Source organism: Listeria tempestatis, from assembly GCF_963575625.1.
Taxonomy (GTDB): domain Bacteria; phylum Bacillota; class Bacilli; order Lactobacillales; family Listeriaceae; genus Listeria; species Listeria tempestatis.
The window spans coordinates 287515-304230 of the sequence record NZ_CAUYTK010000004.1 but is presented as its reverse complement, the minus strand read 5'-3'; the positions used below and the strand labels follow the sequence as shown (position 1 = coordinate 304230).

Annotated in this window: 22 protein-coding genes; 19 read left to right on the top strand and 3 right to left on the bottom strand. The window is 38.0% G+C overall.

The features are described from left to right. Positions 1-186: 186 nt before the first annotated feature. Genes uvrC through R8923_RS08210 form a run of 3 tightly spaced genes read left to right on the top strand, consistent with a single transcriptional unit; the run spans position 187 to position 2244 of the window. Positions 187-1269, top strand: a complete 1083-nt coding sequence (gene uvrC, locus R8923_RS08220) for an excinuclease ABC subunit UvrC (protein WP_485872284.1) — start codon at positions 187-189, stop codon at positions 1267-1269. A 44-nt stretch (positions 1270-1313) separates the two neighbouring features. Beyond that, the gene (locus R8923_RS08215) at positions 1314-1763 is read left to right on the top strand and encodes a DMT family transporter (protein WP_485872283.1); all 450 of its coding nucleotides are present in this window, start codon (positions 1314-1316) and stop codon (positions 1761-1763) included. A 49-nt stretch (positions 1764-1812) separates the two neighbouring features. Then, the gene (locus R8923_RS08210) at positions 1813-2244 is read left to right on the top strand and encodes a DMT family transporter (RefSeq protein ID WP_485872300.1); all 432 of its coding nucleotides are present in this window, start codon (positions 1813-1815) and stop codon (positions 2242-2244) included. A gap of 98 nt (positions 2245-2342) precedes the next feature. Here the strand turns inward: R8923_RS08210 and R8923_RS08205 are convergent, their stop codons facing one another. Beyond that, complete coding sequence (locus tag R8923_RS08205; RefSeq protein ID WP_485872282.1) at positions 2343-3017, bottom strand: cyclic nucleotide-binding domain-containing protein; 675 nt, start codon at positions 3015-3017, stop codon at positions 2343-2345. A gap of 334 nt (positions 3018-3351) precedes the next feature. Here R8923_RS08205 and R8923_RS08200 point away from each other — a divergent pair, with 334 nt between their 5' ends. The 10 genes from R8923_RS08200 (at position 3352) to R8923_RS08155 (ending at position 9436) form a co-directional block, all read left to right on the top strand. After that, positions 3352-3705 carry an iron chaperone gene (locus R8923_RS08200; RefSeq protein ID WP_485872281.1) on the top strand — a complete coding sequence of 118 codons (354 nt, stop codon included), beginning with the start codon at positions 3352-3354 and terminating at the stop codon, positions 3703-3705. A 65-nt stretch (positions 3706-3770) separates the two neighbouring features. Then, positions 3771-4202: a universal stress protein gene (locus R8923_RS08195; protein WP_485872280.1), complete on the top strand. Its 432-nt coding sequence runs from the start codon at positions 3771-3773 to the stop codon at positions 4200-4202. A gap of 131 nt (positions 4203-4333) precedes the next feature. Next, the gene (locus R8923_RS08190; RefSeq protein ID WP_485872279.1) at positions 4334-4750 is read left to right on the top strand and encodes a DUF4064 domain-containing protein; all 417 of its coding nucleotides are present in this window, start codon (positions 4334-4336) and stop codon (positions 4748-4750) included. Then, positions 4741-5139, top strand: a complete 399-nt coding sequence (locus R8923_RS08185) for a peptidase (protein ID WP_485872278.1) — start codon at positions 4741-4743, stop codon at positions 5137-5139. Before R8923_RS08190 ends, R8923_RS08185 begins: the two co-directional genes overlap by 10 nt. 75 nt (positions 5140-5214) lie before the next feature. Next, a complete protein-coding gene (locus tag R8923_RS08180) occupies positions 5215-6219 on the top strand; it encodes an anion permease (protein WP_485872277.1) in 1005 nt (334 codons plus the stop codon). Positions 6220-6264: 45 nt separating this feature from the next. Then, positions 6265-7464: a multidrug effflux MFS transporter gene (locus R8923_RS08175; RefSeq protein ID WP_485872276.1), complete on the top strand. Its 1200-nt coding sequence runs from the start codon at positions 6265-6267 to the stop codon at positions 7462-7464. Next, positions 7454-7834 (top strand): VOC family protein, encoded by a 381-nt coding sequence (locus R8923_RS08170; RefSeq protein WP_485872275.1) that lies wholly within the window; start codon positions 7454-7456, stop codon positions 7832-7834. The genes R8923_RS08175 and R8923_RS08170 overlap by 11 nt, the downstream gene beginning before the upstream one ends. Positions 7835-7851: 17 nt before the next feature. After that, positions 7852-8235, top strand: a complete 384-nt coding sequence (locus R8923_RS08165; protein ID WP_485872274.1) for a DUF1149 family protein — start codon at positions 7852-7854, stop codon at positions 8233-8235. A gap of 94 nt (positions 8236-8329) precedes the next feature. Continuing rightward, positions 8330-8557, top strand: coding sequence for a hypothetical protein (locus R8923_RS08160; RefSeq protein ID WP_485872273.1), 228 nt, complete (start codon positions 8330-8332; stop codon positions 8555-8557). A 69-nt stretch (positions 8558-8626) separates the two neighbouring features. Next, positions 8627-9436 carry a ZIP family metal transporter gene (locus R8923_RS08155; protein ID WP_485872272.1) on the top strand — a complete coding sequence of 270 codons (810 nt, stop codon included), beginning with the start codon at positions 8627-8629 and terminating at the stop codon, positions 9434-9436. 145 nt (positions 9437-9581) lie between these two features. On the opposite strand, the gene R8923_RS08150 is transcribed toward R8923_RS08155, so the two are convergent. Beyond that, positions 9582-10832 carry a condensation domain-containing protein gene (locus tag R8923_RS08150; protein WP_485872271.1) on the bottom strand — a complete coding sequence of 417 codons (1251 nt, stop codon included), beginning with the start codon at positions 10830-10832 and terminating at the stop codon, positions 9582-9584. Between the two features lie 130 nt (positions 10833-10962). Here R8923_RS08150 and R8923_RS08145 point away from each other — a divergent pair, with 130 nt between their 5' ends. The 4 genes from R8923_RS08145 to R8923_RS08130 all read left to right on the top strand — a co-directional run bounded on the left by R8923_RS08145 (position 10963) and on the right by R8923_RS08130 (position 13182). Next, complete coding sequence (locus tag R8923_RS08145) at positions 10963-11325, top strand: PadR family transcriptional regulator (protein ID WP_485872270.1); 363 nt, start codon at positions 10963-10965, stop codon at positions 11323-11325. Then, on the top strand, positions 11322-11732 hold the full coding sequence (locus R8923_RS08140; protein WP_485872269.1) for a permease prefix domain 1-containing protein: 411 nt from the start codon (positions 11322-11324) through the stop codon (positions 11730-11732). The genes R8923_RS08145 and R8923_RS08140 overlap by 4 nt, the downstream gene beginning before the upstream one ends. Further along, positions 11732-12520 (top strand): hypothetical protein, encoded by a 789-nt coding sequence (locus tag R8923_RS08135; RefSeq protein WP_485872268.1) that lies wholly within the window; start codon positions 11732-11734, stop codon positions 12518-12520. Before R8923_RS08140 ends, R8923_RS08135 begins: the two co-directional genes overlap by 1 nt. A gap of 137 nt (positions 12521-12657) precedes the next feature. Further along, the gene (locus tag R8923_RS08130; RefSeq protein ID WP_485872267.1) at positions 12658-13182 is read left to right on the top strand and encodes a VanZ family protein; all 525 of its coding nucleotides are present in this window, start codon (positions 12658-12660) and stop codon (positions 13180-13182) included. A 12-nt stretch (positions 13183-13194) separates the two neighbouring features. Here R8923_RS08130 and pbp4 read toward each other — a convergent pair whose 3' ends face one another. Beyond that, a complete protein-coding gene (gene pbp4, locus R8923_RS08125; protein ID WP_485872266.1) occupies positions 13195-15207 on the bottom strand; it encodes a penicillin-binding protein PBP4(5) in 2013 nt (670 codons plus the stop codon). 104 nt (positions 15208-15311) lie between these two features. Between pbp4 and R8923_RS08120 the strand changes: the two genes are divergently transcribed. Continuing rightward, positions 15312-15635: a hypothetical protein gene (locus R8923_RS08120; protein ID WP_485872265.1), complete on the top strand. Its 324-nt coding sequence runs from the start codon at positions 15312-15314 to the stop codon at positions 15633-15635. A 149-nt stretch (positions 15636-15784) separates the two neighbouring features. After that, positions 15785-16711, top strand: coding sequence for an LCP family protein (locus R8923_RS08115; RefSeq protein ID WP_485872264.1), 927 nt, complete (start codon positions 15785-15787; stop codon positions 16709-16711). Positions 16712-16716: the final 5 nt, after the last annotated feature.

Below are 16716 nucleotides of genomic sequence, written 5' to 3'. Positions count from 1 at the left end.
AATCTAAAATTGTATATACTGATTCTATTTCACGACACCTATACATATTGACTTTATCACCAAACAAGAAACGGAGAAGCTTATCATTATAATACCATCATTCCATATAAATATGTCTCCATCTTTACAAAATTATCTGAAAGGGCTAAAATAGAAGCGCGAACGTACGTTTTTGGAGGTCGTCGGATGAATAGCGAGTTGCAGCAAAAACTTAAAACATTGCCAGAGTCACCAGGTTGCTATATGTATCGTGACAAAAAAGGTGAGATTTTATATATTGGAAAATCAAAAAACTTAAAAAAACGTGTTAAATCCTATTTTACAAAAACACAAATTGGGAAAACCAAACGTTTAGTTCACCACATTCATGATTTTGAGCTCATTCTAACAGACACCGAACAAGAGGCGCTTCTTCTCGAAATGACGCTCATCATGAAGTATCAGCCACCTTATAACGTGATGCTAAAAGAAGAAATTCGCTACCTCTACATTAAAATCACAAACGAAAAAAATCCGCATCTGGTGCTTACGAAAGATATTGAAAAAGATGGCGCCTATTATTTTGGACCATACGCGAGCCGTTATATGGCAACCGAAACCCTAGAACTACTCCAAAAACTCTACCCCCTCTGTCATTGTTCAGGAAAACGTGGGCGACCATGCTTTTACTATCATTTAGGCATGTGTATGGGCCCTTGTGCAAGAAATGTGAGTCAAGAAGAGTATACGAGGCAAATCAAAAAGATTAGGCACTTTTTAAACGGCGGAGATATAGAGGTCAAACGGGAAATGAAAAAGCGAATGACGGAGCAAATGGAGGCACTCGAATTTGAACGGGCCAAAGAAACAAATGAACTTTTAAACGTGTTAGAACGCCTTACCGAAAAACAAAAAGTTATCAGCCGCGATTTTGGTCATCGTGATGTCGCCCATTTTGTCGCCGGAGAAGCGGCTTGCGCTGTCCAAATTTTCTTTGTTCGAAATGGCGCCATTGTTGGCCGAACAGCAAAAGTGTTTGAATATACAACAGATCTTGAAGAAATGGTCGAAAGCTACCTAGTCACGTTTTATTCCCATAAAAACCATTTAAAACCAAAAGAATTGCTCGTCCCAGAACAATTAAACGCAAAATTATTGACAGAGACACTTGAAATTAAAGTTCGCATACCAAAAAAAGGCGAAAAAAAGGCCCTTTTAAATCTTGTCTATGAGAATGCCAAAAGTGCGTTAGATGCGCATTATAAAATGCTCGAATATGACGAACAGTAAGACACATAAATAAAGTCAGTAAACTAGAAGGGGAGAAGAAAAAATTGATTGCTTTTTATTTATTAGCTGGTATTTTAGCAGGGATGATGCTGCCAGTTCAAACATCTGTGAATTCGCGACTAAAAGGGTATACAAAATCACCATTCATCGCGTCTTTCGTTTCATTTGCAGTCGGCAGCACGGTTTTACTAATTATTTCATTACTTACGTTTCATGATTATAGTGTTTTTGGCGAAGCGATTGCCACAAGTCCGTGGTGGATTTGGTTTGGCGGTGGTGTTCTAGGCATTATTTTCTTAACAAATAACATTTTACTTTTACCAAAATTAGGCGCGGCATTAACTGTTATGGTCACCGTGTGTGGCCAAATGATTATGGCCATCTTAATTGACCAATTCGGCTGGTTCAATTTACCAGTTCATGAGCTAAATCCAGAAAGACTCATTGGGGTTTTACTCATGTTTTTTGGCGTCTTTTTGATGCAAAGGTTTTAGGGAGGGAATTCATTTGGTTAAACAAGCTCCAAAAACAATATTTTTATTCATGATGATGGGCTTTTTCGCTGGGATGATGTCGCCCGTTCAAACGTCCATCAACGGCAAACTTCGTGAGGCTGTCGGATCGCCATTTGTGGCTTCGCTAATCTCCTTTTCTGTCGGAACCGTCCTACTTTTTGTTATCTGTCTTATTGTCGAAAAAAGAGTAACGTTCAAGCTTCGCGGCGTGGGGAAAGTACCGTGGTGGATTTTTACAGGCGGCATAATGGGTGTTTTCTTCGTCACGTCTAATATTCTGCTTTTGCCAGTCCTCGGTTCGGCGATGGTTGTCGTGCTCGCCATTTGTGGACAAATGCTCATTGCGCTACTGATTGACCATTTCGGCTGGTTTGGTGTTATCCGCCACCCAATTAATCGTTATCGTGTTATCGGGGTCATCCTTATGCTTGTTGGCGTTATCCTTATTCAAAAATTTTAAACTCGCCTTAAATGCTTTCAGACTGGTGATAAACAGCAATCTTCATTGTTTATCACCAGTCTGATTTTGTATGGTATATTTTATTTTTCGTAACCTTCTTAATAAGATGGAATGGTTGAAGGATACAGTTCACGTATTTTGTCTATGTCCACAACAATATTTGATCCATCTTTAAAAATAACTTCTTCATTGTAAAGTAAATCAAGATGTTTATAAAAACCGCCCTGTGAAAGGGTAGAATATTCCATAAGCCGAGTATGCGTATACTCTTTTGGGAATCTAACATAATTTACTTTTTCCAAATTTGGATATAACAAGTAGCAAAGATTGAAAATACTTTGAATTAAAATATTTTCTTTGCTCCGAATGCTCAGTAAAGATTTGATGTAGTAGTGGGTGCTGAAACGTTTCATGATGTAATAAATAAAAGGTGAATTTTCTGGGAAAGAAAGAAGATATTCCAAATCTACCTTCTTTATTGCATAAACTCGTGTTGCTGTCAGAGTTTCAAAAACCATACCTTTAAAATCATCAAAAATTTGCCCAAAACCAACAATGTCACCTTCTGTGAAAAACGAGTATATTTGGTCGCTCTTTGTTTCCATTGTTCTTTTAATGTATCCTTCAACAGTTCCAGAGATAATAATATAGCAAACATCGAGTTCATCAAAAGAAATCATCGTTCTTGCCTGGATTTCAACTTCTTTAACGGCATTTGGGATTTCTTTTTTTACTGCTCGTACAAATTCATTTGCATTAAAAAGATTATTCATAAAGTTCACACCTTTCGCATACAAAGATAATAACACTTGTGTGTTTTTTTTTGTACACCAGTTTGATGATTATCGCGAAAAAAATATGTCCATTTTGTGAATCATTTTACAGTTTAATACTAAAATAGGAAGAATACGTAAATAAAATTAATATTATCTCATAACTTAGCTGTCTAGGCGGCAAGTTGGATACAACAGTATGGAATACTTCTACAAAAGGGTAGTACAAAATGAAATAGTTATCTTGCGAAATTAGGAATTGTTAGCATGACTTTGCTTTTCTTTTGTTTAGTCACATGGTATTCTAAACTAAAAGTATAGAAGAGGTGTGGAGATGGAACCTTATCAAAATATTGACGAGTATATTACGCAATTTCCGGATGAAATTAAAGAACGACTAGAAATTATCCGAGCGCTAGTCCATAAAATTGCACCGGAAGCAACAGAGCGAATCAGTTACGGGATTCCAACTTTCTACTTGAATGGAAATTTGGTCCACTTTGCAGGATACAAAACGCATATAGGCTTTTATCCAGGAGCAAAAGGGGTGGCTACTTTTTTAGATGATGTTGAAGGGAAATACAAGTATTCGAAAGGCACCATTCAATTTTCGTTAAAAGAAGAATTGCCTATCGATTTAATTGAAAAAATAGTTAAATTTCGAACAGAGGAAAATCGTGAAAAGTAAGGTTTGAAAAATCTATTTTTAGGTATAGAAGAATAAAGGCCAAGTTTGAAAATGGAGGAATGAACATGACAAATTATAAACGTATTTTAGTTGCTGTTGACGGGTCGGAGCAATCGGAAAAAGCGTTTTATGAAGCTGTTCACTTAGCCAAATCCCTAAACGCAGCACTTGCCCTGGCAAGTGTGATTGACATGAGGTCGTTTCCAACTTTTACAGCGGAAGGCGGAACTTGGGAAGCAGAACTAAGAGCCGATGTGGAAGAAATTCTTGCCAAGTTTGTTCAAATCGCTGAAAAAGAGGGACTTACATCAGTCGGGACTTTTTTAGAAGTCGGTAACCCTAAAAAACTTCTTACAGAAGAAATCCCTGATTTGTTCGGCGCTGACCTAATTGTTTGCGGAGCAACAGGACTAAATCGCCTTGAAAAAGTGCTAATGGGAAGTATCTCATCTTATATCGTCAAACATGCAAAATGCAATGTTTTAGTCGCAAGGTGATGTAGGAAAAAAGGAAATTGGCATGTAAAAATAGGCTAATTTTCTTTTTTTGTATTTTTTTTATAGAAATTAAAGCAATTTCTAATGAAGCATGCTAAACTAAAGAGAGCAGTTAAATAACGGGAGGCATTATGAATCGACAAGCAGAATATATTTTAATCATCATTGGTGCGGTTTTTAGCATTTTATCAGCCATTTTTTACACGATTTATGCAATATTTTTAGGGTCCGGCATAGAGATTATTATATCGGCATCCCAAAATAGTGATGGCTTTTTATTTAAGAGTAGTATTATTATTATTTTTAGTGTGATTTTTTTAATTTTAGTTGCAATAGCGGTATTTGGTTTTATTGCCGCATCTAAAATAAAAAAAGATGCATCAAATGTAAACACTTATGCCGTTATTTTAATTGTAATGGGTGGTTTGCAAATTGTAAGTATTCAAGGAATTTTATTTTTAACAGCAGGTATTTTACTTGTAACTAAAAAAACACCACAGGTTCCTTTAACAAAAAACGAGAGCGAGGATAAGACAAAATGGGAATGATGTTAATTATTGTTGGATTATTGGTTGTAAGTCTATTATCAATTGCAGCAAGGGCGATTATAGCGGTTTGGATTTACAAAGATGCGGAAAGGCGTGGGATGAATTCATTGCTTTGGTGTTTACTTATCGTATTCACGAGCGTGATTATCGTCTTACTGGTTTACTTATTTGTGAAGAAACCTAGCTTTGAACCAAAAAAAGGTTTGGGTCTTTTGATTTCAGGGTGTGTTATGACAGGAATTAGCTTTGTGCTTGGTATTTTTGTCATGATTGGATTTTTCGGTGTCGTGATTAATGAGCTGGATAACGGCTATTATTATGATAACTATGACATGCATGACGATATGCATGACGATATGTATGATTATGACGATGAATATGATTTTTAAAAAATGCCTTCACCAAAGACTCCTACTAGATTGTAGGGGTTTTTGTTTTTATTAAGTGCTGTTAGGAGAGATGATATGGACACGGTCATCATCATTACCATTTTAATTGTTTTTGTGGGGTTGGCTTTTGATTTTATCAATGGCTTCCATGATATAGCGAATGCTGTAGCAACTTGTATTTCAACGCGTGCATTAAAACCGCGTGTCGCTATTTCGATGGCTGCGGTTATGAACTTCCTTGGGGCAATTTCATTTACTGGTGTGGCAGAAAACTTGACGAAAAGTATTGTAGATCCATTTTCACTGCAGCACGGCGAGTTTGTCGTGTTATGCGGGTTAGTTGCGGCTGTCATTTGGAATTTGCTTACTTGGGTGATTGGCATGCCAAGCAGTTCCTCACATGCCCTAATTGGTGCAATTGCAGGAGCTTCAATTGCATCAGCGGGTTTTAGTGTAATTAATTTTGGCGGCTTTACAACTATTATTCTGGCACTCATTATTTCACCGATTATTGGATTTTCTGTTGGGTATTTGATTTATTCGGCGTTTAAATGGATTTTTAGGAACCGAAAACGTGCGAAAACCAATCAGCATTTTAAAGTTGCACAAATTTTCACTGCGGCTATCCAAGCGTACGCCCACGGAACAAATGATGCGCAAAAAACGATGGGCGTCATAACGCTCGCTTTAATTGCGGGTGGACTTCTAAAAGAAACGGCGGGAGTTCCGTTTTGGGTTCAACTATCCTGTGCGCTAGCGATGGCAATCGGCTCGTCAGTTGGTGGCTTTCGGATTATCAAAACCGTCGGCACGAAAATCATGCGTATCGAGCCTGTAACAGGCGTGGCAGCTGATGTGAGCTCGCTTTCTGTCATCATGACTGCAACACTCACGCATCTTCCCGTTAGTACGACACAAGTTATTGATAGCTCGATTATGGGCGTTGGCACCGCGAATCATAAAAAAGAAGTGAACTGGCGAACAGGCAAAAATATGCTCGTCACATGGGTTATTACACTTCCAATTGCAGCCGTACTTGCAGCGCTCGTTTACTGGGTGGCCGCCTTTCTTTTCTTATAAAAGGGAGTGCCCGCAATATTTTTTGATGGACTTAAAGGAGAATTTATGCAGAGAAAAGATAAAATTGTGATTTCGTTGGTAATTATTTTAGGTTTGCTTTCCGCATTTGGTCCGCTATCGCTAGATATGTATCTCCCAGCGCTACCGGAGCTTGCAACTGATATGAATGTGGCTGCATCTATGGCGCAGCTTAGCTTAACCGCCTGCATGATTGGACTGGCAACTGGGCAACTCGTGATTGGCGCACTTAGTGACGCTTTTGGCCGCCGAAAGCCACTACTTATTGGTGTATTTACATACTTTATCATTTCCTTTATTTGTATTTTTACTAGTAACATCATTTTATTTATCCTCCTCCGTTTTATCCAAGGATTTGCTGGTGGAGCAGGAAGCGTGTTATCCCGGGCAATTGCGCGCGATTATTACGAAGGAAAAAATTTAACAAGATTTTTCAGCTTTTTAATGCTTATTAATGGGCTTGGCCCGATTTTAGCTCCGATTATTGGGAGTGGAATGCTTCTTGTGACAGATTGGCATGGGATTTTTATCTTATTAACCGCCACCGGGCTTATTCTTTTTATCTTATCGTTTTTTATGATCAAAGAATCCCTTCCGCAAGCAGAACGTGAAACGGGTGGATTAAAAGGAACGCTCGTGATATTTGGCAAATTAATTCGTAGTGCAGATTTCATGCAGTTTGCCTTACCGCAAGGACTTTTAACGGGTATGATGTTTGCTTATATTGCGGCCTCGCCATTTGTTTTGCAAAACATTTATGGTTTATCACCGCAGCTGTTTAGTCTCTGCTTTGCTTTGAACGGATTTGGTTTAGTTATTGCTTCACAATTAGCGGGATTCTTTAGCATGCGGTATACTGAAGTTAGTGTTTATAAATTCGGTATCTCACTCGCTGTTTTAGCTAGTCTAACCTTACTGTTCTTACTTCTTTTTTTAGCCCCAGTAATGGTTGTAATTGTCGTGTTATTCCTTGCCATCTCTAGTGTGGGGATTATTAACACCGTTGGAACCTCGCTCGCCATGCAAAGTCAAACAAAAAATGCAGGCAGTGCATCTGCGCTAATCGGGCTGATGGGTTTTCTTTTTGGTGGAGTTGTTTCACCACTTGTTGGGCTCGGTAGTGGGAAAACGGGCCTTCCAATGGGACTTGTTATGTTAGGATCCGCGCTCGCAGCCGTTTTAGTTTTCCTATATTATGAGAAGGGACGAATGAAAAATGAGAATTGAACATATCGCAATTTGGGTAAAAGATTTAGAGAGCATGCGCCAATTTTACGAAAAATATTTTGATGCCGCTTCATCTGAAAAATATGTTAACGAAAAGAAGGGCTTCGCTTCTTATTTTTTAACCATGGCATCTGATTGCCGAATTGAATTAATGACGCGCTCTGATATTAGCTTAGAAAAAGAAACAGAACAATTTGGTTACGCGCATTTAGCAATCTCACTAGGCGCGGAGGAAAAGGTTGATGAATATACGGAAATTTTCCGAAACAACGGGTTTAAAATTGCTGGCGAAGCACGAACAACTGGAGATGGCTACTATGAAAGTGTTATTTTAGATCCAGAAGGCAATACGATTGAACTAACCATATAAATGTGGAGGTAGAAAAAATGGAAATTAAAACAAATCCAATTGTTGTCGAAAAATATAATTTTGAAACGAAAGCAACTAATCTTGCAGCGGGAGAAAACAAAGTTAATGTGCAATTAAACGAAGTCGAACCAGCCGGTGATGACAAATCCATTTTAGAAACAGGGAAAATGTTCAAAATTGATGTTCCTTTTGTATTGACGCTTGAGCGTTTCAAAATTGATGGACATATTAGTCGGGTTATTCAAATTGTTGATTTTTTTGGTGCAGCAGAGGAGCTTGAAAAGAATTTAATAGCGGAACTTTCAGCGCCATTAGTTGATTATATTAAACGTCTGACTTACGAAGTTACCGAGATTGCATTTGATGAACCTGGTTTCGAGCTTAATTTTGAATCGAACTGACCCCCTCTTTTAGGTCCGTCTTTTTTTGAAATGGTACTTGAATATTAAACGTATTTTCGCTATGATGAAGGAAAGACACGAACGGAGGAATAGTATGGCAGAGAATGAAGAACAAAAATTATTCGATAAAGAAAAAGTCAAAGAAATTTCTGAAAAAGTTGGCGAAACAGCAACAGATGCTGCAGGAAAAGCTGGCGAAGTTCTTGGAGATGCCGCTAAAATTGCGGTTTACGGGTCGCTTGAAGCGGCAAAAGTAATCGGCAAAACGAGTGGTTCCTTTTTAAAAGGCGTGAAACGTGGTTTTCAAAAAGGAAACGAATAAACAAGTACACATGAGGTTTGGGACTTAAGATTCCTAAACCTCATCAATTTTATTTAGGGAGTTTTTTGTGTGATAGCTTATTTTTCAAATTTAAATCCAGTGTTGCTAGCTCTTCTAGCAGGCTTATTTACATGGGGATGTACAGCGCTCGGTGCCGCGCTAGTTTTTTTCTTCAAGGATCTGAATCAGAAAATGACAAATGTCATGCTCGGTTTTGCTGCTGGAGTCATGCTCGCCGCTAGTTTTTGGTCTCTTCTAAGCCCTGCGATTGAACAGAGTGCTAGTATGGGTAGATTCTCATTTGTCCCAGCCCTTGTCGGTTTCGTTTTAGGTGGCGTATTTTTGCGATTAGTCGACCGTATCATTCCGCATCTTCATTTAGGCTTTCCTGAAACAAGTAAAGAAGGACCGAAAACAAAATTGCATAAGAGCATTTTGCTCGTTTTATCTATAACGATACACAATATCCCAGAAGGGGCAGCAGTTGGAGTTGCTTTTGGTGCCGTTTTAGTCGGTGACACGGAAACTTTTGTGACGGCAGCGGTGTTAGCTTTAGGGATAGGGATTCAAAATTTCCCAGAAGGAGCAGCAGTTTCTATTCCGCTACGCGGCGAAGGTTTGAGCCGTGCTAAAAGTTTCTGGTATGGACAACTTTCTGCTATTGTGGAGCCGATTTTTGCTGTTATCGGCGCACTCTTAGTCGTTTTTGTCACACCTGTTTTGCCGTACGCATTAGCTTTCGCTGCTGGAGCGATGATTTTTGTTGTGGTGGAAGAATTAATTCCTGAGTCGCAAGTAGAAGGTTCAACGGATTTAGCGACTGCGGCTACAATGGCAGGTTTTGCAGTCATGATGGTTTTAGACGTTGCATTAGGCTAAAATAGCATATTGTGATACATTTTCAGGAAAATATGATATACTTATCAATAGTGAACTAGTTCACAAACTATACTGATAGTTCTTTGGAGACTTTGCTTTCCAATAGCTATAAAAACACGAAAAAGCTCCCACTTTTCGTGTTTTTTTATTTATGTGGCAAAATAGCAACTATCTCCTCTAAAAGAGCCAGTTGAAACTCAAAATCTTTTTCAGTACCATGCAAGTTTGTCGAAAGCGTTAGCTCGCCGCGAAAAGTTGTAGCCGCAACTTGAAAATAAGGTGCAAATTTGAGTGAACCCGATATAAAAACGTCTAAAACAGTATGTCCCGCAAAATCAAGTAACGCATCATCAATAACCCCCATATTTGTCAGGCTCGTTCGAGGAATATTATACCGCTTCAGCACTTGTTTTTTATACATTTGGTAAGGAAAAAACTTATAAATAAGTTCGAGTAAATAAAATTTATGGAGCGGCTGCAAATCGTTTTTTTTCGCTTTGAAAACTTCTTTTTTTTGAAGTAATGTAGCTTCCAAATTGTCAAAATCGCTACCGCTAAATGAAAAAGTTAAGTTGGCGGTTAAATTTGTAATATCGGGTGTTTCTTTAATAAATTTGCGCAAATCAATTGGGCAGTCAATCTCTAATTCAGACACATGTAATTTGTTGTGTAGGGCGATGCTAAGCGCGGTAATGAGACAATCGTTTATTGTAGCCTCACGGGTTTTGGCGTAGGCTTTTAAATATGAAAATTGTGCGCTTGAAATTTTAACACGTAAAATATAGGGGCGGGAATCATCGCCTTTTAACGGGTAATTGGGATTTTTGGTTGGGCTTGAAACGGTTTTATCGGTTAAAAAAAGCCATTTTTGAGTGAGTGAAAAGTGTTTAAAAAGTTGATTTAAGCCTCTAGAGGGATTTTCTTTTTTTACCGTGAAATTGGGATTTTGGCTGAGTTTCGTATAAAATTCGGCAAGTAAATATAATAGCTGTTTAAAACCGGCACCATCAGCCAGCATATGATTTAAAATGACCACGATGTCATCTTTTTTTGAAGAACGAATGACCGATAGACGAATTTGTGGGCCAGTCCAAATATTTAATTTTTTAGTAAGTGATTGCTGAATGACGGAACTTGGGTTTTCTGTTTCAACTAGGGAGATAAAATCTTCAGTGATAAAATCTATCTCAATCCATTTCGCGTCAGTTTTTGTCTGTTGAAATTTACAAAATAAGTGTGGCAATTTATGCCCAATTAAACGAGTGGCTTTTTCTAAAAGAGAAAAATCTAAGTGATCCTCAAGTTCTAGATGTGCATGCAAATGATGGTCATTTTTATGATTTTCACTTGAAATTAGATGTTTAATATCAGAACTTTCTGCTTTGTAATAGGTCATAAAAGTTTCCTCCTTGTTTGCCAGTGTTCCCATTATATCGGGTCTTTAAACGTTTTTAAATAATTACTTTGACACGTAGAGTAATTCGTGTTAAACTAAGTTTATCAAATTAACTCTATGTGATAGAGTAATGCGTGGTAGAGTAATTTTGGAGGTGTTCAAAATACGAAGCGACATTTTGCGAGGCCACGTGGATTCGATTATTTTACGTATATTAATGGATGGTGATTCTTACGGTTATGAAATTTCAAAAGAAATTAGTGACCGAACGCGTGAAAAATTTCAAATAAAAGAAGCCACCTTGTATGCAGTTTTTCAAAGACTGGAGAAAAAGGGGTTCATCAAAAGTTACTACGGCGATCGAAGTCACGGTGGGAAAAGAAAGTACTACACAATTACAGCTCGTGGAAAAATGTATTTAGACGAAATGGTAGTAGAATGGCAAGAAATTAAAGAAATTATGGCGGTATTTTTGGAGGAGAGTGTAAATTGAGAAGAATTTATGAGTTTGTAGAGAAGATTTTTGATGATGTACCAAACAGCGACCGAGCTTCACAAGTAAAAGAAGAAATTTTACTAGATATGGAAGAAAAAGTCTATGATTTAATGGATCAAGGAAAGTCACAAGAAGATGCAATTAACAAAGTATTAGTAGATTTTGGAGATATTGATGAAATCAAAGCAGAACTTAAAATTGGCGGTAGTAAAAAACTTGCTTATGCAAAATTAAATTTAGATTTTGCTATTTGGGGAAGTATTTTATTCATCGCATTATTCATCTTTATCAATTTTTATTATACGCCAAATACAATTTGGTTCGTATACCCAACATTTGGCATTTTATGGTGGCCACTATCTATGTTCTATTACTGGCACCGTAAAAAGGAGGAAGTAAAATAATGGATAAAAGTACAAGAGGCTTCTTATTTATAAGTTGCTGCTTTATCATCGGTTTTCTGATTTTACTAAATTTTCTGGTTTTCCCAGGTGAAAACTGGTCAATTTATACAGCAGTTTTACTCGTTTCACCAGCATACTTCTTTTTATTCAATGGAAGCAAACATTTAAAAAGCTACACGCTCATCACGAGCCTGCTTATTATCGCAGTTTTAGCACTTACAAACTACTTTGAGTCACCCGAATATGCTTGGATTTTATTCGCGATTCCAGCTGTTCTTGCATGGCCAATCGTTATTTTTGGAGGAAAATATAGCGCCAAATCTGGTTACTCCTTCCTAATTTCGACGTTGCTCGTTTTATGCTACATTGGTCTAAACATTTATTTCGAGCCGCGGTTCCCGTTTAGTATTTTCACAACCTTTGCTATTTACTGGTGGCCGCTATCCGTCACATTTGCCAAGTTTCCACGAACCTTCTCAGTTGTTGGGACAATTTGGTTAACGCTATTTTTTGTTGTGACAAACTTTGTGACAACAGAAGTGGTTTGGTGGATTTATCCTGTTTTTGCAGTGCTATTTTGGCCACTATCGTTGTTTTTTGCGCGTCATGTTTTTACCTTTTCAGTTTTATGCACGATGCTAGTTAGCGCGTTCTTTATTACTGTTAATTGGATCACTACGCCAGATGTGATTTGGGCAATCTATCCCATTTTTGCAGTGATTTGGTGGCCATTATCCATGTACTTCTTTGTATATCGTCGCCGAAATGTAAAACAAAAGTTTTCATAAAAAAGATAAAAACCGTCCTTTTGGATGGTTTTTGCTTTGAAAATGTTACGATAAATAGAAGAATTCTTTTTTTCATTTTTTTCTAATCTTTGGGTGGTATAATCAAATAGCAACTATCTTGAGAAAGTGAGAAAATTATGTTTAAACAGAAAAAAATTTGGATTGGGTTTAGTTTTTTATGTGCGTTGATAATTATGGCTGTTTTATTTAAATCGTCATCAGAAACCTACGAACAACAAACGCTTATTCCTTTGCTAGATAAGCTTCTAGCAAGTCAACCTTTTGAAAATATTTTATCGCATATTTCATTTACGTATGCGGGATCAGAAGTAAGTATTGCGGCGAAAGGCTATAGTGGATTCATTGAGTTTTTCCTCCGAAAAGGCGCTCACTTCTTTACTTATTTTATTATGGGAGGAGCTTTATTTATTGGCGTTCGTGGCGTGACGAAGCAAAATAAATGGGCTTTCCCGGCCGGAATTCTTATTCCGCTTATTTTTGCTTCAACAGATGAATACCACCAATATTTAACAGGCGGGCGAACGCCACTTGTTCAAGATGTTATGCTTGATGTTGTAGGAGCAACAGTGGGTGTTTTGATTGCTTCTCTTGTATTAAACCAAGTCAATAGAAGACGGAATCTAAAAAAAGAGGCCAACTAGCTGGCCTCTTTTTTAGTACATTGACTCGATGACAGGTTTTAATTTATCGATGACTAAGCTACTGCCACCGCGCCCTTTGACGTCTTCAATCATGCCTAATATTAAATAGTTTGGATTATCTGCATCAAAGGCATATAAAAAGCCGTTTTCAAGGCCATCTTCACCTTGCTTTTGTTTTAATTCGGCTGTGCCCGTCTTAGCAGCAATTTTATGATTGGAATTTAATTTATGTGCTGTACCATTTGGATCTGATACCGTTTTGATTAATGCTTCTTTTACACGATTTGCGAACGATGCTTTTATCGCTTGTTTAGAAGCAGTTTGTTTTTCTCCGTCAGCTAATTTTGGATAGACCATTTTGCCACCGTTTGCAATGGCCGTGTAGGCAACAGCTTGTTGAACAGGACTCATTAGCAACTCGCCTTGTCCGTATGATGTGTCAGCTAATAAAATATCTGTGTTCAGTCCATCATTTGAAATTTGTGCTGGTTCCATCGAAAATGGCAAATTAAATTCTTGATCAAAATCAAACTTTTTAAGTCCGGCTGTTAAGCGTTCCTTACCAATTTCAAGACCTTCTTGTGCAAAATAAATGTTATCTGAATAAACAAGCGCATCTGTCATATTAACTGATGGTTTCTCGTGTACACGTGTGACAAAATAGTTGCCCCATGAAGTGTCTTTTTGCCATTTTAGGCCATCAATTTGGCGTGTTTTATCTGGTGTTGTGACTCCTAAGTCTAAGCCGATTCCCGCCGTAATCGTTTTAAATGTAGAACCAGGGGCGTAACGGGTTGCGTAGCGGGCTAGAAACGGCGTGCGCTTATCTTCGCTGTATTGTTTGTAGTCGCTAGCAGAAATGCCAGCCGCCATTTTATTCGCATCAAAGGATGGGGTGCTAACGAGTGCTAGCAAATCGCCGTTTTGCGGGTTAATCATCGTAACTGAACCAGCTTCATTTCCAAGGCTATCAAACGCTTTTTTCTGAACGTCAGCGTTGATTGTAAGTTGAATGGTTTCGCCGTCTTTACGTGCCACTTTTTGTAGTGTGGAAGCTTGCTTGGTGCGGTCGTTAATAATTTTTATTTCCCCACCGTTTTGACCGCGGAGTTTTTTATCAAAATAACGTTCAAGACCAGTTTTGCCAATAACATCACCAACATTTAACTTTGAATTTTTCTGAATATCCTCGGCGCTCACTTCGCCGACATAACCAATTAGGTGGGCAGTGGCTTGGTTTAGTGGATATGTTCGCAATTCTTTTTGGGCGTAGGTAAGTCCAGTTGATTCAGGGAGATTCCCGCTCAAAATGGTTTTCACGGGAACAAAACTATCAGCTTGAACCCACTTTTGTTCCAAAGCGTGGTTAATATCTTCTGCAGGAATGTTAAGTTTTTGACTAATGGCCATGATGTTTTGCGTCTTCTCATCGCCTTCCCCGAGTTTTTCAGGAACGATACCAGCTTCATTAAAATTGCCAATGGTCGCTAATTTTTTTTGGTTACGATCAACAATATCCCCGCGTTTTGCTTCATCTGTCACGAGTCTAACTTTATCATCTTTAACCATGTCAGGAAAAACAAGAGCTGGAATCCAGTCGACTTTCCATTCATCATTTTCCTTAGAAATGGTTGATTTATAGCTTTGGGTTTTAAGTTTTCCAAGACTTGTTTGCATGTTTAAATCATAGGTTAAGTCATAAGTACGACTGTTTTCGCCTGGTGTAACGTGCAAGTTATCCACTTGAACATTTTTGATACCTAGACCTCCAAAAACCGTCGTGTACTTTGCTTCTAAATCTTTTTTTGTGAAGTCTACAGCTTTCAGTGATTTGGAGGTAACGTATGTACTAAGCTTGGCATACTTTTCCTGCGCAATTTGATTGGTAAAGGCTACTGCCGCATCTTCCGCTTTTTTATCTGCCGATTTATTTAGTACGACAAAAAATGTAATTGCTCCAGCAATAAGTAAGATAGCAAGGGCAGAAATGCCAATTATCCACCATTTCTTTTTGTTATTATTCATTTTTATCACCTCTATAAAATCATTTTACAGTTTTTTCTTAAACATGTCATATTTTTTTCTTATTTTACTGTTAACTTAAGACTATAAGAAAGGATGATGACTTTATGGAAGAACAAAACCAAATTACATTTTCTTCAAAAACACCACAAAATAAGTGGAAGATAGCGACTATTATTGTGAGTGTATGTTCCATTATTGTAATCGCTACTTTAAGTTATATGCTCATTTCAACAAATATAAATAGTAATGATACGAACGGGATGAGTTGGCAACAAAATAGCGGTCCGGGTAACTTTGGACAAGGGCAACAAGGCGGGACGAGCCAAGAAGGAGTGACGCCGCCTGATGCAAATTCTGGTGCGACGCAAAACGGCGGGAGTTCAGACTCTGGAAATTCAAGTGATAGTAGTGACTCATCTACATTTTAATAATTTTAATATAGCAGAATTGTGCATGAAATTGTGGTTTTTTCCTAATCTTTAACAATTCTTATATGTTTTCAGTCTCTTTTTTTGAGAATTTATTGTAAGATAAGGGTATCAATGGATACTTGGAGTTAAAATTAGAGGTGAAAAATATGGCAAGACATGCAAAGCATAAGAAAGTTAGGAAGGGCCGAGTTTTTGGTACAATTCTGCTTTTGCTCGTTATCATACTACTTGTTTTTGGCGTTGTAGGCTTTTTCCAATATAAATCTAGCCTAAAAGAAGCAGAAGCGGACAATCAATTAAAAGAATTTACATTTAATGGTGAAAAACCTTCTGGCAATAGTGTAAATATTCTTTTCATTGGAAGCGACTCGCGTGGTGAGGACCAAGGACGTTCGGATTCACTCATGATTGCGCATTATGATAAGAAGAAAAAAGAGCCGAAAATTGTTTCACTCATGCGCGATACCTATGTAGATATTCCAGGGTATGGTAAAAATAAAATTAATGCAGCCTATTCATACGGTGGTCCGGAACTCGTGCGTCAAACGGTTAAGGAAAACTTTGGTATTGATTGCAATTATTATGTTGTTACAAGTTTTGAAAGTTTCCCGAAAGTCATTGATACACTGGCACCAGATGGGATTGAAATTGATGCGGAAAAAGATATGTCACAAAATATTGATGCCAATATAAAAGCCGGCAAGCAAAAAATGGACGGGCAGACGCTCCTTCAATACGCTCGCTTTAGAAAAGATGAAGAGGGTGATTTTGGTCGGGTTAGGCGCCAACAACAAGTGCTTGCTGCTGTGAAAGATCAGGCGATTACTGCATCAAGCGTGTTTAAATTACCAAGCGTGCTTGGTACAGTGCAGGGATACACGACAACCGATTTACCAACTTCTCTCGTGCTTAAAACGGGGCTCGACTTCGCACTTGGCAGAACATCTGATTTGGAGACACTCACAGTTCCTGTGAAGGGCACTTGGGAGAACCAACGCATTTCGGGTGCCGGTGCGGTGTTACGAATTGATATTCAAAAAAATGCAGCAGCAATTCAAGATTTCATTAAATAGGAGGG